The organism is Priestia sp. MDV22-iso46 (assembly GCF_058629175.1).
Map to the genome: position 1 here is coordinate 992205 of NZ_JBZVWT010000001.1, position 14288 is coordinate 1006492.

The window sequence follows — 14288 nt, forward strand, 5'->3', positions numbered from 1 at the left end:
TTCACCTCTTTCCCTTAAGTCCCTGCTCTAAGCTTATTTTCACCAGCTTGGCTACCGCTTGACCTAAAGCGGTCATAGAGCCTGCATATTCATATAATGGTCCTTGCTGAGACGCTGCAACTGAGATGCTGTCCGTAGATGTTCCCGTAGCAATCGTCTTTGTAGCTGGATCTATGACCCCCAGCTGTGACAGCGTTTTTGTTTTAGCTTCTGTGGCCGCAATAAAAAGCTGTAAAAACGCAGCATCCGTAAGCGTACCTTCCACGAAAAAAAACATATTAATTGTACCGGGAGAGGAATAGAACGGGACAGCTTCGTCAGCTGTAATATCTACTGCGTTTCCTACTCCAGCCGTTATCACGGAAGCTACTCTTACTCCGTAGCCTTCATAACAGTAAACCGCTCTTTCTTTTAACCAAACGGCTGTCATCAACCCTACGATTTGCTCATGGCGTACATTTTCTTTCATCAAATATTGCTCATACTCCATAGAAGGAGTATCTGAATAATAGTCTTTGTGAACAAATCGATTGTAAAAGGTGTCCGTTTCCGTAATGCCTGTTCCTAAAACCCCTGAGCTGTATGTTTTATAAGAAGTCTCGGTTTTCATGATTAAAAGCTCAGGCCGTTCTTCAATTTTAAGATGTGAAAAGGGACCAATCCCCTTTTCAATTCGAACTGGAATATGGTCCCTCTTCTTATTTATTGTACACCTCAGGGTATACTGCTTTTGCTAAGTCCTCTAAGCCATCTACAATACGAGGTCCTAAGCGGTTGATTTTGTTTTGATCAACCTTCTCGATGTTACCCTCTTTTACAGCAGTCATGCTGCTCCAAGCGGGACGCTTCATAATCTCATTTTTGTCTGCATCATACGTTGCGATAATAACGTCAGGGTTTAACTTAACAACTTGCTCTTCAGAAAACTTAACCCAACCCTTTTCACTACCCGCTACGTTATCAGCACCGATCATAGTAAGCATTTCGTTCATGAACGTACCTTTTCCTGTTGTATAAATCTCAGGAGCTCCTGATACCTCTATCCATACTTTTTTACGATCTTCTTTTGAAATCGTTTTTGCTTTTTTCTCAATTGAAGCTACTTTTTCTTTCATGTCTTTAATTGTTTGATTAGCTTCTTTTGTTTTACCTGTTAATTTACCGATTTGCGTAATAGAATCATAAACCGTATCAAACGTTGTTGAATCTTTTACAACAAATACCGGAATACCCGCACTTTCAATTTGTTTAAATACTTCATCCGAAACGCCCATACTTGAAGCGTGTGCCAGCACTAAATCAGGATTTAAAGCAATAACTTTTTCTGCATTAACGTTCATATCTCCTACCTGCGCTTTTTTCTTTACGCTTTTAGGATAATCATCGTTGCTTGTAACACCGACTAATTCTTTTTCAAGGCCAAGGGCATATACAATCTCCGTATTACTTGGCATTAATGAAACAATTTTCTTAGGCTGTTTTTTCAACGTAATTTCTTTATCACGCGCGTCTTTTACCTTCACTGGAAATGCAGCTTGTGACGTTTGTGCCGTATCTTGCTTCGTTTTTTTATCACTGTTGCTTTGGCTGCCTGCACCGCATGCAGCAAGTACGATGACTAACAGTGCAATAATGGAATACGAAAGCCATTTTTTCATCTAAATACTCCCCCTATATATTGTTCATTGTGAATACGAAACCTCCACGTTAAAGAAAAAGCAAATGATCATGCAAAAAGCAGCGCTATCCCGTTTTTCCGCTTTGACTATGTATACTGCTCGCCGGCAGCTTCAAAATAAAAAAGCTTTACTTTCAATTGAAAGCAAAGCAGGTAACGTCAAGATAAGCAGGAAAAGAATCCGTTCACTATACTTGATATGTATGTTCATTACCCTGCTTCACCCTTCCTCGAAGGTTTCACAGCTAACAATAAGGCAGGTCTCCTGACTTACGCACAAAGCGCTTACAGTGGCGGGACCGCGCTGGTTTTTCACCAGACTTCCCTTTTCACTCAATCTTTAAATTGAGACCTTATTGCTTTACGATTATTCACTTGTCCTAGTATACCCCACTCATGGAAAAATGGAAATAGCCATTCTCACAAAAAAAGCTGCGAGAATGCTCTCGCAGCTTAAGGAATTAAAGAGTTGCTAAAAATTCACGGACCGCTTCAGGCGTTTTAGCATTTGCACTGTGCAAGTGTGCAATTTTTTCACCGTTTTTATATACAAGAAGAGAAGGAATACCCATTACATTGTTTTCAGCAGAAAGTTCTTCAAACTCATCCTTGTCAATTTTAAACCATGCTTTATCTGTATTTTCGTCAACGATTTCATCAATGAACATATCCAAACGTTTGCAATCAGGACACCACGTTGTCGTAAAAATCCCAACGCTTAGTGTTTCGTTCTTAATTTGTTCGCGAAATTGTTTTTCTTCCGTAAATTGTTTCATTGTGTTACCTCCAGCATCTATTCGTTCCTTCTCACTATTCTATGGTAAGAAGTCTGACTTCATTATAAACGATTTTTTTATCGTTGTGCTAATGTTTCAGCTTATTTAGACCATAACGGTTTTAGACGTAAAAAAATGCTAGCTTAAAAAAGCTAACATTTCGAAATCGTAGAATGTTGTGTCTATTATCAGCTAAACCATTTAGGCGGCATGTTTCGGTTCCAATAAATTTTCCCTAAATCATAATGCTTTTGAAAATTATCTGCAGCCGCATGATAGTGAAAATTAAACCAGTATCCATCTTTTGGAGGATTTTCACGCCGTACGTGAAACCGTATTAAGTCCTGACCGGTCTCCCGGTCATATACATGGAAAATCTTTTCACCGTAGCCAGCAGCAGGATGCTCGCTTATCTCGAGATTCTGAATTGACTGTTCACGTTCAGTGCCAATGTCGGTCAGCACTTCTTCAATTTTAGGTAACACTGCTTGACGAAATTCATCTTCAATGACAGGCCCAATTTTTGTTCCGAATTTTTCCACTGACTGTTTTTCAGCTGATTCCATTGCATACGTAACAAATGATGAAACGTCTTCGTATTTTGGTTCTTCATATGGCAAATGAATATCTTCTATAACAGCTGTGACAGGAGTTGTTTCTCTTACATACCCTGCTTTATGTTGCTTGTCCGCTTTTGCATCATCAACGTATAAATATTCTGGTGGAGTGACAAGCCCAAATGTAAATACTGTAATAAATACAACTAGCATTCTTTTTATCCATCTAGGCATTCGTATCTTTCCTTTCTCATCTTTTCCCATATGGTCTTTTCATATCGTAAAATTCATTGTTATAACTCACTAGGTATTGTATCATACTTATTAATTTTTTACCTATATTTGCTTATTCATTTATGCTGCCTACGGGCATTCGAAGACTTTTTAGTTAGCACCTTCCTTCTTCTGTTTGAGGTTGTCACACCGAGCGGAAACCTATACAAGATATTCCTTTTTTGCTGGATGCTTAAACACAAAAGTATTTTTATGTTCAAAAATATATCATACTTTTATGAACTTTAGATGAAATTCATAAAAAAAAACTTCCAAAACTTTTTAATTCCTAAAAGGTTTTGGAAGTCTTTTCAATGATCGGAATTCATTTTACTTTTTTGTTTATTATTGTATATCAATTGTCCCGTAATGAAATTTTGATGTTTTTCGTTTTTGTACGGTAAATCCATGTTCTTCAAAACGACTGCTTTTCCAATGATCTTTTAGCACGATCTTTTGTTTGGCTACTCTTTTTGCTTCTTGTATAGCCATTGGCGTCAGCGTAGTATACAGTGCTATTGCTTTAATACCGTTAATTCCATTCGATTCATCAATTTGCTCTTGAAACATAGGATCAAAGTAGACAACATCAAAAGAATTATCTTCACAACACGCCAAAAACGATTCAAAATTTTGATGAACCACGTTTATACGCTTCATTGCATCGTTCAACTCTTGTACGTCACTTTCCCAATTTAAAAGTCCTTGTTTGACTAAATAAGCTACATAGCGGTTGCCTTCTAGTCCGACAACTTTCCCGCTTTTCCCTACCGCTGCGCTCGCCATCATACTATCCGATGCAAGACCAAGTGTACAGTCAAGCACGCTCATTCCTTTTTCTAAACCAGCAGCTTCAATAAACGGATCACGTTCTCCGCGCAGCCATCTCTTCACTCTAAACATAGCGGAATTTGGATGAAAAAAAATAGGTTCCTCTTCGTTTTGAACGTGCAACTCTACTCTATTCTTACCGACAACCAGCACGTCTGCAGCTTGAAGATTCTGAAGATCGGCAACGGATTTCTTCTCTCTTACTACAAAAGGTATACTTAAATCAGCGGCTACTTGTTTGGCTTTTACAATCATCTGTTCATTTGTTCGACCAGCAGTCGTAACAATCACTTTCATAACTCCCCCTACACTGTTTGGCTATTTACATAAAGAAAAAGGATGCCGATAGACATCCTTTTTCTTATAAAGTATATGCGATTTTTCTCTAAAAATCTATATACTAGATGTGACAAAAGCAGGACATTTTATGAACAGTGCTGCTTAAAGCCATTTAAAATGTTTTCAAAAATAACTTCTAACGGCTGACCTTCAATTTCATGTCGAGGAATAAAATGAACGACTTCTTTTCCTTTTAAAAGCGCCATAGACGGTGATGAAGGCTCAATGTCCCCAAAATATTCACGCATTTTAGCTGTTGCTTCCTTATCTTGACCGGCAAAAACAGTTACCACTTGATCTGGTTTTTGCTCAGACTGTAAGTACGCTTGCGTTGCTGCAGGACGTGCTAAACCAGCAGCGCATCCACAAACTGAATTAACGACAACAAAAGTTGTTCCTTCTACGTTTTCCATAAAATCAACTACGGCTTCCTCTGTTGTTAATTCTTCATAACCAGCTTGAGTTAATTCTTGACGCATTGGTTTAACTAACTGACGCATATATTCTTCATATGCCATTGACATATTAACATTCCTCCTAACAATCATTCACGCTAAAAGCATACTATAAAAACCAGGAAAAATCTAGCTACTCACTCTTCAAATCCTTATCGTTGTCCCATTCTCATTTTTCATTTGACAAAAAAGATTAAAACCGGGTCATATCATCTAATTTTTTTCCATAAAAATGTCGATTTTTACTATTAATATTCCATTTTTTGTACTATAGTAGTAAATAGTAGTTTAGTAGAAAGGATTTTCAAATTGAACCAGCGATTTAAGCCAAACAAACGATTTAAGCCAAACAAACGATTTTATGCATTTTTGTCTTTAGTGTTAGTGATCGTCGCTTCTTTGTTTTTTATTACAGAAGTCAAAGGAAGTGAATCCGCTGCATCTCAGCAAGTCTTAGCATCTACTGCTTTGCCGCTGAAAGAAGCTGCATCTTCAGTACAGCCTGAGAAGCTGCTTAATACACTTCACCATAATATGTATGTAGGAAATACATTAAACGATCAAAATCAAGCTCTTACACAGCCTGTTTACCTTACGTTTGACGATGGCCCAACACCTGATACCCTTCACATTTTAGATGCTTTGCGTCAATATAACGTAAAAGCAACTTTCTTTATGTTAAAGCATCAAATTGAGGCTCACCCTGAAATTGCTAAAAAAGTAGCACAGGAAGGACATGCTATCGGCTGTCACGGTGTCTCTCATGATATTCATGTCATGTATAGTGAAGATGGCGCAGCGTTAAAAGAAATGCAGGAGTGTCAAGCGACAGTTAAGAAAGTAACCGGTGTTGACAGTAAGTTAATCCGCGTTCCTTACGGCAGCGTTCCTTATTTAAAAGAGCCCCACCGTACAGAGTTGCTAAGCCACTTTAAATTATGGGACTGGAATGTAGACAGCGAAGACTGGGCACTTCGTTCTGCACCTAGAATTATTCAGGGCCTTGAACCTCATATTCAAGGGGTTAACTCCAATGGAAGAACACCAGTCATTTTATTTCATGATAAATCCTTTACGGCACAATCCCTTCCTGCTATTTTGACTTACTTAAAGCAGTCGGGCTATCAGCCTATTAAAATTGATAACACTATGCAGCCTATGCAGTTTCCAACTCCCGCTGCAAAACAGTCGTAAAAAAAGATCATTCAAGTGAATGATCTTTTTTTATGCTTTTCTGCTTTCCGTCATTTGTTTCCAAACAGAACCTTTTGCTTCTTCTCCGCCTTCGATACGTTCAATTGCTAGCTTGATTTGTAAATCTACCTCAAATTCTTTATCATTCTCTGCTGCTTTTAATGCAGGAAGAGCCGTCTCGTCCCCTACCTCGTATAAATACATAGCTGCACGCCAGCGAACAAGCTTGTTTTTATCACCAAGAGCTTCACACATTGCCGGAATACCTTCTTCAAAACCTAAATCTGACATGCAGTCTCCAGCAGTACGGCGCACAGTGACTGATTTATCTTTTAATGCTTTGTATAAATAAGGCAGTACCGCTTTTGATTCAATCATTCCTAAGTAGACCGTAGCTAAGCGGCGAATAGATGCTTTTTCATCATCAAGCGCTTTATTTAAAACGTCTAAATCAGCTTCTGTTGGATCCATTTGTTCTAAATGGGCATAGCGCACTGACCAATCGTTGTCTTCTAGCATTTCTTCTGTAACTTTATAGGTTTTACGCGGCTGTACAACTTTTCCGCCTTCTTTTTCTTCTTGTGCATTAGACACAAGGCGAGTTAATCTTTCTTGCGGATATGCTGCTGCTAACTCTTCCACTACTTCGTCTCCGATAGCCGATAACTCTCCATAACGAACGCCTTGTTCTTTCCATTTCCGTTCTAATACCACATTATCTGAAAAACGTTGAAGTTCTGCTACCGCTTTTGCAAATCGCTCGGGCAGACCAAAGCGCTTTTCTTCATTTCCGTCCGTTAGCTTGACTTGCATCGGTACATTTTTGAACATTTGAACTGACACATTGACCTCACCAAAATGCTCATTCATTTTGTGCTGTTCACTGTTGCTTTGCAAATCTTCACCAAACGCTGCACGAACTTGCGGCAAAATTTGCTTCCAGTCATATTTGGCATTTCGCTCTACTGCCAAGAAGTCCGCTACGTGGTAGACTCCTTTTACCCCTTCTACTTTCAAAATGTCTTGAACAACTTCAGGGGCTGCTTCAGCATTTTTTTCCGTATAGTTATTGCTTTTTCCGCCTGATAGCACTTCGTCTAAATTAATTTTCATTGTATTCGGACTTGGCGTTGGCTCAATTGATTTAATGTTCATGTCGTATCGTACTCCTCTCATTAAAATTGTAGCATGTGGCTTATACTCAGTCTAACGACTTGTTTACGCGTTTTCAATTTCTTCAATCAGCTCTGAAAGCTCTGCCCAGCGATCAAGCAGTGCACTTAATTCTTCATTTGCTTTTTCTTGTTCTAACGATAGGTTATGCGCTTTTGTATAATCGCTGCCCACCTGTTCAATTTCACTTGTTAAGCGTTCAATTTCTTCTTCTTTTGCTGCAATATTATCTTCGATTTCTTCCCATTCTTTTTGTTCTTTATACGTTAAACGACGCTTTTTCGTTTTCTCCGGCTGTTTTGGCTTTTCTTCTTTCACTTTAGCCTGCTGAACCATTGCCTGCTTCTTCATCGCTTCTTCCAATTGATCTGTATAAGCTCCAAAATAAATCGAAATGTTTCCTTCTCCTTCAAAAACTAGTAAGTAATCTGCTACTTTATCTAAGAAATAGCGATCATGCGATACGGTGATAACAACACCTGGAAATTCTTCGAGATAGTCTTCAAGCACCGTTAGCGTTTGAGTATCCAAATCATTAGTCGGCTCATCTAGAAGCAATACATTCGGCGATGTCATTAATAATTTCAACAAGTATAAACGACGGCGCTCTCCTCCGGACAACTTTTGAATCGGTGTTCCGTGCGTATGTGAAGGAAATAGAAATCTCTCAAGCATTTGCGAGGCAGAGATCATTTTCCCATCCGTCGTATGCACAACTTCTGCCGATTCTTTAATATAATCAAGCATGCGTTGATTCAAGTCCATATCATCGCTTTCTTGGGTATAGTAAGCAACTTTAACCGTTTGTCCTCTGTCAATTTCACCGCTGTCCGGCTCAATGCGTCCTGCAATCATATTCAAAAGAGTAGACTTTCCGCTTCCATTTTTTCCTACAATTCCAATTCGATCTTGTTTTTTCACGATGTGCGTAAAGTCTGAAAGAATGATTTTATTTTCATACGTCTTAGACACATCTTTTAATTCAAACACTTTTTTCCCAAGGCGACTGCCTGCTAAACTTAAATCCAGTGATTCTTTTTCAGAGGAATCGATTTTCCCTTCTAATTCATCAAATCGCTGAATACGCGCTTTTTGCTTAGTCGTACGCGCTTTTGCTCCTCTGCGAATCCAAGCCAATTCATTGCGGTATAAGTTGCTTAATTTTGCTTGAGTTGCTTTTTCCTGCTCTTCTCGAATCGCTTTTCCTTCTAGAAAAGCAGCATAGTTTCCTTTATAGCTATATAAATTTCCACCGTCTAATTCAAAAATTCGGTTTGTAACAGCATCCAAGAAATAGCGATCATGAGTAACAAGCAGCACGGCTCCTTGATATTTGGATAAATATTCTTCGAGCCATTTAACGGTCTCATAATCTAAGTGGTTAGTCGGCTCATCTAAGATCAGTAAATCAGGTGTTTGAATTAGACTTTGCGCAATGGAGACGCGCTTTTTCTGTCCACCTGAAAGCTCACCGATTTTTGCACTCATATTTGAAATTCCAAGCTTCGTTAAAATCGACTGTGCGTTAGAATTGGCTTCCCACGCGTTCATCGCATCCATTTTCTGCTGCAAATCATACAATGTTTGCTGATTTTTTTCGTTTGCAGAGTCTTGCTCTAACGCATACAGAGCTAGCTCATAGTTTTTTAATAAGTTAAGAAGAGGCGTATCTCCGCTGAAAACTTGCTCCAAAACCGTTAAGTCTTCATCAAAATCCGGATGCTGCGGTAAATATGTCACGCTGTAGTCTTTAGCATGAACAATATCTCCTTCGTCCCCGAGCTCTAAACCTGCGATAATTTTAAGAAGCGTTGATTTCCCTGTTCCGTTTACACCGATTAAGCCGATTCGCTCATTTTCCGTAATGGTAAATGTTAGTTGATGAAACAGCTCTTTTTCTCCATACGTTTTTGTTAAGTTTTCAACAGTCAGCATTTTCATAATGATAATTCCACTCTTTCTTAAATTGAACTAAAAATTCTTTCATATATGTATGTCGCTCTTGCGCTAGAGACCGTGCTGTTTGAGTATTCATTAACGCAGTGAGCTTTAATAACTTTTCATAAAAATGTGCAATAGCCGTTGATTTCCCGTGTCTGTATTCTTCTTCCGTCATCTCACTTCGTACAGCAATGTTTTCATCATACAAAACCGTGCCTTTAGCACCTGCGTACATAAACGTACGTGCGATACCAATTGCACCGATCGCATCTAAACGATCTGCATCTTGAACAATTTGACCTTCAAGCGTAGCCATAGCCGGACGGTTTCCGCCTTTAAATGACATCGTTTGTAAAATGTGAACGATATGCTTGCAGTTCTCTTCTTCTACCTGCTGACTCTTCAGCCACTCCCGCACTTCTTCGTACGCCTTTTCAACATCTTCCACTAGCTTATCATCTACAACATCGTGTAAAAGCGCAGCTAGTTCGATAACTTCCCGATTGCCGCCTTCTTTTTTATATAAAAGCACTGCATTTCGACGCACGCGATCGATATGCTGCCAGTCATGACCCGTTGTGTCATGCGCAAGCTTTGCTTGAACCCACTTTTCCGTTTCCACTATTTTATTCATTTGCTCACCTCAATTATATCCACCATTATTTTAGCACAAAGTAAGGCGCTCGTCTCACTGACAGCGGATCACCGTTTGAAAATCCTCGCTGAAAAATAAAAAACAGATGGAGATCCACCTGCTTTTACAGCAATTCTTTTATATCTTTTTGAATATCTTTTGGTGCAGTTTGAGGTGCGTATCGCTTCACGACTTCACCTTGACGATTCACTAAAAACTTTGTGAAATTCCACTTTATCCCTTTGGAACCTAGTAGACCCGGTGCTTGTTCTGTCAAGTATGTAAATAACGGGTGTGCATGCTCCCCTTTTACATCTACTTTTGCAAACATCGGAAACGAAACGCCATAGTTTAACTCGCAAAATTGTTCAATATCATTTGAACTTCCTGGCTCTTGACCACCGAACTGATTGCAAGGAAAACCTAGAACCGTTAGGCCGTTTTCTTTTTCTTCTTCGTACAGCGCCTGCAAATCTTTATATTGAGGGGTGAAGCCGCATTTGCTAGCTGTATTCACAATCAACAGCACGTCACCTTGATAGTTAGATAGCGATACGTCTTCGTCTTTAATTGTTTTTGCCGAGTATTCATACACGCTCATCAAAACGCCTCCTTTTCCCTATTGTAATTCACTTTATTTCGGAAGTACAACTGAAACGCTCTTATGATTTGTCGTAAAGAACCTTTAGCTGATCAGTCGTTTGCAGCATGTAATCAACCATCTCGATTAAATCTCCTACTTGGTCTTCGTAAATAAATCGGTTAAAGGTTACCTCAATATTGTTTTCGTATTCACTTCCTCCGACTTCATGAGTAATACGCTGCTTAACAACTCTTGTTGTTCCCCAGATCCTCTCACACATTTCCTGTATGTTTTGAAACTCAGCTTCTTCAAACGGTTTTTGTTTTTTCAGCTGAAAATGAATATAAACTGTACACCCTGGTTTTTCTACACGGGAAGGCGTTAATTCGGCATGAATGTTGTCTAAGTCGGTTGATAAAGTTAGCGACGCGGTACAGCAAAAATGCTGTTGAAAAGAAATGCGGTACGTTCGAGTAAACTGAGCTAAGTCTACAAAATCTTCGCGATTCGTAACAGATACTTGCCCAGATAAGTCAAGATCATAGATCTCTCCTTCTACAACAACTTTTAAATTATCAAATACAATCGGATCAAACATTTCAACTACTTCCTTTTTTATAAAATACGAACAGTCAGCTCTTCTTCTTTCTTGCCAAATTAATTCATAACATACCTGTTATTTTATTTTATATTGCAAGAAAGAGATTGAGACACAACTAAGTCCACCCAATCTACATCTAGAAGCCACTACACCCATGAAACTTATTTTTACCATAACTATGAAAAAATCCGAACGAGTTTGATTCTTCATCAAGAATCTTGCTTCATCGTTCGGATTTTCCTTCAACTAAAATACTCTTACCCTAGCCTCTTCTCTTAAAAAATCCCTAGTGCATGTCCATTCTCGTCAATATCCATATTGAGCGCAGCAGGTTTTTTTGGAAGTCCAGGCATTGTCATAATTGAACCTGTTAGCGCCACGAGAAACCCAGCTCCGAGTGAAGGACGGAATTCCCTTACCGTAATCTTAAAATCAGTTGGTCGCCCAAGCTTCGTCTGATCATCACTTAACGAATACTGCGTTTTGGCCATACAGATCGGCAGATGATCCCAACCGTTTGCTTCAAATTGCTGTATTTGCTTTAACGCTTTTGGAGCAAAATCTACGCCTTTTGCTCCGTATACGGTTTTAGCAATAGCTTCTACTTTTTCTGGAATCGAAGCTGACACCTCGTAAAGAGGAGAAAATTGACTTTCTGTCTCGTTCATGACTTCAAGAAGTTTTTCAGCAAGCATGACGCCGCCTTCTCCGCCTTTTTCCCAAACTTCTGTTAAAGCAACGGGAACATTCTTTGAAGTACACCAATTCATAAGCGCTTCTACTTCGCCTTTTGAATCCGTTACAAAACGGTTCACGGCTACAACATAAGGAACGCCGAATGCTTGAATCGTTTCAATATGCTTTTCAAGGTTTTCAATTCCCGCTTCTAATGCCTCAATGTTTTCTTCATTTAACCGCTCTTTAGGAACGCCTCCATGCATTTTCAGAGCGCGAATTGTCGCAACGATTACCACCGTTTCTGGTTTAATATCTGCCATACGAGCTTTAATATTTAGGAATTTTTCTGCGCCTAAATCTGCCCCGAATCCCGCTTCTGTTACTACATAGTCGCCTAGTTTTGCAGCCATTTTTGTTGCAATGACGCTATTGCAGCCGTGGGCAATATTAGCAAAAGGACCTCCGTGAATGAGAGCTGGAGTATGTTCCAACGTCTGTACAAGGTTTGGTTTAATCGCGTCTTTTAAAAGAAGAGTAAGCGCTCCTTGTGCACCTAAGTCTGCAACCGTTACAGGCTCATTATCCATGTTGTAAGCTACCACAATAGACGCTAAGCGACGTTTTAAGTCTTGTAAATCTGACGCTAAGCAGAAAATAGCCATAATTTCTGATGCCACCGTAATATCAAATCCATCTTCTCGAGGAACACCTTGCATCGGACCACCTAATCCAATGACAACCTGACGCAACGCGCGGTCGTTTAAATCAACCACTCGTTTCCACGTGATTTTACGTGTATCAATGCGCAGTTCATTGCCTTGATGTATATGGTTATCCAAAATAGCGGCCAGCGCGTTGTTAGCTGTTGTGATGGCATGCAGGTCTCCAGTAAAGTGCAAGTTAATATCCTCCATTGGAAGCACTTGAGCATAACCGCCTCCAGCGGCACCTCCTTTAATTCCCATTACCGGACCAAGAGATGGTTCACGCATGGCGACAATCGCTTTTTTACCTAATCTATGTAATGCCTGAGCTAAGCCAACCGTCACTGTCGACTTCCCTTCTCCTGCTGGAGTTGGATTAATAGCTGTAACTAAAATCACTTTTCCATCTTGTTTTGTGTGTAAACGTTCCATAACGGACAAAGAAAGCTTGGCTTTATAATGTCCATACGGCTCTAACTCGGCCTCTAAAATATCTAGCTGCTCGGCAATCTCTTTAATCGGTTTAATCGTTGCCTCTTGTGCAATTTGCAAATCACTTTTTATTTGCTTCTTAGTTGTCATATAAAAACCCCTTTTCTGCTGAGAATTCTTTTTAAACACTTCATCAAAAAAGGATAAAATCCGTTTTCTGGGGGAGATATGAAGTTTAATGAATACAGGAACGACTGTGCTATAAATTTTACTGAGTTTCAGTCACGCTAAAAAAGCATAGCAACGCTCCAGTTTAACCTTATTGTACCATTTCATTTTAGCCATTACGCATATTAATGCTCTTTTTTTTTCAAAATTCAATTGCTTAATATTCTGTATATTCCTATAATAGTATATTGTACATAAATGTTGAACCTCATCTTCACGTGAGAAAGAACATTTATACGCGTCATTACTTCGAAATCGAATAGGAGGAATTTTATTGCCTATTAATATTCCACGTGATCTTCCGGCAAAAGAAATTTTAGAAAAAGAGAGAATTTTCATCATGGACGACGTGCGCGCGGTTAACCAAGAAATTCGCCCGCTTAATATTGTTATCCTAAACTTAATGCCGGAAAAAGAAAAAGCTGAAACGCAATTATTACGTTTACTCGGGAACTCACCGCTGCAAGTGCATATTACACTTCTTTACACAGCAAGCCATAAAGCAAAAACAACGAGTAAAAATCACCTAGATCAGTTTTATAAAACGTTTGAACAAATTAAAGAACGAAAATATGACGGAATGATTATTACAGGAGCACCTGTAGAACATATACCATTTGAAGAAGTAAACTACTGGAAAGAACTTCAAGAAATTATGGATTGGTGTAAAACAAATGTGACTTCTACCCTTCATATCTGTTGGGGAGCTCAAGCCGGACTTTATCATCACTTTGGCATTGACAAGCGACCTCTTTCTGATAAATGCACGGGTGTATTTACACATGTTGTATCGAGTGAAGAACCGATTAAGCTGCTGCGAGGATTTGATGATGTCTTTTATTCTCCTCATTCTCGTCACACCGACGTCGACATGAATGAAGTAAAAAACCATCCTGACCTTGAGCTTCTTTCCTACTCTGAGGAAGCTGGTGTTTATATGGCGATGTCTAAAGACGAAAAGTTTGTTTTCGTTACAGGACACCCAGAATACGACGTTCAAACACTGCAGGAAGAATTTCTTCGAGATACAGAAAAAGGGCTAGAGCCAAAGCTTCCGGAACACTATTTCCCAAACAATGATCCTGACAAAAACCCTTTAAAAACATGGCGTTCTCATGCCAACCTGCTGTTTATGAATTGGTTGAACTATTATGTTTACCAAGAGACTCCATATCTGTGGGAATGAAAGAACCGCTCTGTCCCAGTGTTCA

At 39.3% G+C, this 14288-nt stretch carries 14 protein-coding genes and 1 riboswitch; of the genes, 2 read left to right on the forward strand and 12 right to left on the reverse strand.

Features of this window, described 5'->3' with window-relative positions; all coding sequences use genetic code 11:
* Position 1: 1 nt before the first annotated feature.
* From AC4NPH_RS05200 to AC4NPH_RS05225, 6 genes are all read right to left on the reverse strand, one after another.
* Positions 2-718 (reverse strand): adenosylcobinamide amidohydrolase, encoded by a 717-nt coding sequence (locus tag AC4NPH_RS05200; protein WP_491009143.1) that lies wholly within the window; start codon positions 716-718, stop codon positions 2-4.
* Positions 699-1658, reverse strand: coding sequence for an ABC transporter substrate-binding protein (locus AC4NPH_RS05205; RefSeq protein WP_013056697.1), 960 nt, complete (start codon positions 1656-1658; stop codon positions 699-701). The genes AC4NPH_RS05200 and AC4NPH_RS05205 overlap by 20 nt, the downstream gene beginning before the upstream one ends.
* Before the next feature lie 258 nt (positions 1659-1916).
* Positions 1917-2049, reverse strand: a riboswitch (cobalamin riboswitch).
* Between the two features lie 90 nt (positions 2050-2139).
* The gene (locus AC4NPH_RS05210; protein WP_013056696.1) at positions 2140-2454 is read right to left on the reverse strand and encodes a thioredoxin family protein; all 315 of its coding nucleotides are present in this window, start codon (positions 2452-2454) and stop codon (positions 2140-2142) included.
* Between the two features lie 188 nt (positions 2455-2642).
* The gene (locus tag AC4NPH_RS05215; RefSeq protein WP_025752035.1) at positions 2643-3245 is read right to left on the reverse strand and encodes a YpjP family protein; all 603 of its coding nucleotides are present in this window, start codon (positions 3243-3245) and stop codon (positions 2643-2645) included.
* 384 nt (positions 3246-3629) lie between these two features.
* Complete coding sequence (locus tag AC4NPH_RS05220; protein ID WP_041816686.1) at positions 3630-4406, reverse strand: class I SAM-dependent methyltransferase; 777 nt, start codon at positions 4404-4406, stop codon at positions 3630-3632.
* 134 nt (positions 4407-4540) lie between these two features.
* On the reverse strand, positions 4541-4978 hold the full coding sequence (locus tag AC4NPH_RS05225) for a BrxA/BrxB family bacilliredoxin (RefSeq protein WP_013056693.1): 438 nt from the start codon (positions 4976-4978) through the stop codon (positions 4541-4543).
* Between the two features lie 240 nt (positions 4979-5218).
* On the opposite strand from AC4NPH_RS05225, the gene AC4NPH_RS05230 reads away from it, so the two are divergent.
* Positions 5219-6103 (forward strand): polysaccharide deacetylase family protein, encoded by an 885-nt coding sequence (locus AC4NPH_RS05230; protein WP_013056692.1) that lies wholly within the window; start codon positions 5219-5221, stop codon positions 6101-6103.
* Between the two features lie 30 nt (positions 6104-6133).
* Here the strand turns inward: AC4NPH_RS05230 and AC4NPH_RS05235 are convergent, their stop codons facing one another.
* From AC4NPH_RS05235 to AC4NPH_RS05260, 6 genes are all read right to left on the reverse strand, one after another.
* Positions 6134-7258, reverse strand: coding sequence for a conserved virulence factor C family protein (locus tag AC4NPH_RS05235; RefSeq protein WP_013056691.1), 1125 nt, complete (start codon positions 7256-7258; stop codon positions 6134-6136).
* 63 nt (positions 7259-7321) lie between these two features.
* Positions 7322-9217 (reverse strand): ABC-F family ATP-binding cassette domain-containing protein, encoded by a 1896-nt coding sequence (locus tag AC4NPH_RS05240; protein ID WP_013056690.1) that lies wholly within the window; start codon positions 9215-9217, stop codon positions 7322-7324.
* Positions 9198-9851: an HD domain-containing protein gene (locus AC4NPH_RS05245; protein WP_013056689.1), complete on the reverse strand. Its 654-nt coding sequence runs from the start codon at positions 9849-9851 to the stop codon at positions 9198-9200. Before AC4NPH_RS05245 ends, AC4NPH_RS05240 begins: the two co-directional genes overlap by 20 nt.
* 124 nt (positions 9852-9975) lie before the next feature.
* Complete coding sequence (locus AC4NPH_RS05250; RefSeq protein ID WP_025752029.1) at positions 9976-10452, reverse strand: glutathione peroxidase; 477 nt, start codon at positions 10450-10452, stop codon at positions 9976-9978.
* A 61-nt stretch (positions 10453-10513) separates the two neighbouring features.
* Complete coding sequence (locus tag AC4NPH_RS05255; protein ID WP_063671410.1) at positions 10514-11032, reverse strand: hypothetical protein; 519 nt, start codon at positions 11030-11032, stop codon at positions 10514-10516.
* A 278-nt stretch (positions 11033-11310) separates the two neighbouring features.
* Complete coding sequence (locus AC4NPH_RS05260) at positions 11311-12999, reverse strand: formate--tetrahydrofolate ligase (RefSeq protein ID WP_055989356.1); 1689 nt, start codon at positions 12997-12999, stop codon at positions 11311-11313.
* 352 nt (positions 13000-13351) lie between these two features.
* On the opposite strand from AC4NPH_RS05260, the gene metA reads away from it, so the two are divergent.
* Positions 13352-14263 carry a homoserine O-acetyltransferase MetA gene (gene metA / locus AC4NPH_RS05265; RefSeq protein WP_013056685.1) on the forward strand — a complete coding sequence of 304 codons (912 nt, stop codon included), beginning with the start codon at positions 13352-13354 and terminating at the stop codon, positions 14261-14263.
* Positions 14264-14288: the final 25 nt, after the last annotated feature.

Excerpts from the sequence above, each read along its gene's own strand:
- AC4NPH_RS05205 (WP_013056697.1), bottom strand. The coding sequence starts at position 1,658 with ATGAAAAAATGGCTTTCGTATTCCATTATTGCACTGTTAGTCATCGTA.
- AC4NPH_RS05210 (WP_013056696.1), bottom strand. The coding sequence starts at position 2,454 with ATGAAACAATTTACGGAAGAAAAACAATTTCGCGAACAAATTAAGAAC.
- AC4NPH_RS05215 (WP_025752035.1), bottom strand. The coding sequence starts at position 3,245 with ATGCCTAGATGGATAAAAAGAATGCTAGTTGTATTTATTACAGTATTT.
- AC4NPH_RS05225 (WP_013056693.1), bottom strand. The coding sequence starts at position 4,978 with ATGTCAATGGCATATGAAGAATATATGCGTCAGTTAGTTAAACCAATG.
- AC4NPH_RS05235 (WP_013056691.1), bottom strand. The coding sequence starts at position 7,258 with ATGAACATTAAATCAATTGAGCCAACGCCAAGTCCGAATACAATGAAA.
- AC4NPH_RS05240 (WP_013056690.1), bottom strand. The coding sequence starts at position 9,217 with ATGAAAATGCTGACTGTTGAAAACTTAACAAAAACGTATGGAGAAAAA.
- AC4NPH_RS05245 (WP_013056689.1), bottom strand. The coding sequence starts at position 9,851 with ATGAATAAAATAGTGGAAACGGAAAAGTGGGTTCAAGCAAAGCTTGCG.
- AC4NPH_RS05250 (WP_025752029.1), bottom strand. The coding sequence starts at position 10,452 with ATGAGCGTGTATGAATACTCGGCAAAAACAATTAAAGACGAAGACGTA.
- AC4NPH_RS05255 (WP_063671410.1), bottom strand. The coding sequence starts at position 11,032 with ATGTTTGATCCGATTGTATTTGATAATTTAAAAGTTGTTGTAGAAGGA.
- AC4NPH_RS05260 (WP_055989356.1), bottom strand. The coding sequence starts at position 12,999 with ATGACAACTAAGAAGCAAATAAAAAGTGATTTGCAAATTGCACAAGAG.